The sequence below is a fragment of the Pseudomonas sp. 1D4 genome, from assembly GCF_001728925.1.
GTDB classification, from domain to species: Bacteria; Pseudomonadota; Gammaproteobacteria; order Pseudomonadales; family Pseudomonadaceae; genus Metapseudomonas; species Metapseudomonas otitidis.
In genome coordinates this window covers 1-1,185 of the sequence record NZ_LXJQ01000121.1, presented here as the reverse complement: position 1 = coordinate 1,185, position 1,185 = coordinate 1, and the positions used below count along the sequence as shown (strand labels likewise).

General features: G+C 58.0%; 1 protein-coding gene. It reads left to right on the top strand.

What is annotated here, in order from left to right:
- Nucleotides 1–1,185: elongation factor Tu (gene tuf / locus A7D27_RS26825; protein ID WP_069566678.1), on the top strand; the 1,185-nt coding region annotated here is incomplete at its 5' end.

Sequence of the window (1,185 nt, the reverse complement as noted above, 5' to 3'; positions counted from 1 at the left end):
GAAAAATTCGAACGTAACAAACCGCACGTCAACGTCGGCACCATTGGTCACGTTGACCATGGCAAGACCACTCTGACTGCTGCTCTGACCAAGGTCTGCTCCGAAACCTGGGGTGGTTCTGCTCGTGCGTTCGACCAGATCGACAACGCGCCGGAAGAGAAGGCTCGCGGTATCACCATCAACACTTCCCACGTTGAATATGATTCGCCTGTGCGTCACTACGCTCACGTTGACTGCCCCGGTCACGCTGACTACGTGAAGAACATGATCACCGGTGCTGCCCAGATGGACGGCGCGATCCTGGTTTGCTCCGCAGCTGACGGCCCCATGCCGCAGACTCGCGAGCACATCCTGCTGTCCCGTCAGGTGGGTGTTCCTTACATCGTCGTGTTCCTGAACAAGGCCGACATGGTTGACGACGCCGAGCTGCTCGAGCTGGTCGAAATGGAAGTTCGCGATCTGCTGAACACCTACGACTTCCCGGGCGATGACACCCCGATCGTCATCGGTTCCGCGCTGATGGCTCTGAATGGTCAAGACGATAACGAGATCGGTGTTTCTGCTGTGCGTAAGCTGGTAGAAACCCTGGACTCCTACATCCCTGAGCCGGTTCGTGCAATCGATCAGCCGTTCCTGATGCCGATCGAAGACGTATTCTCCATCTCCGGTCGCGGCACTGTAGTAACCGGCCGTGTAGAGCGTGGCATCGTCAAGGTCCAGGAAGAAGTGGAAATCGTCGGTATCAAGGCGACCACCAAGACCACCTGCACCGGCGTTGAAATGTTCCGCAAGCTGCTCGACGAAGGTCGTGCTGGTGAGAACGTTGGCGTGCTGCTGCGCGGCACCAAGCGTGAAGACGTGGAGCGTGGCCAGGTTCTGGCCAAGCCGGGCACCATCAAGCCGCACACCAAATTCGAGTGCGAAGTGTACGTGCTGTCCAAGGAAGAAGGTGGTCGTCACACCCCGTTCTTCAAGGGCTACCGTCCGCAGTTCTACTTCCGTACCACCGACGTGACCGGCAACTGCGAACTGCCGGAAGGCGTTGAAATGGTAATGCCGGGCGACAACATCAAGATGATTGTCACCCTGATCGCCCCGATCGCCATGGAAGATGGCCTGCGCTTCGCGATTCGCGAAGGCGGCCGTACCGTTGGTGCCGGTGTTGTTGCCAAGATCATCGAGTAA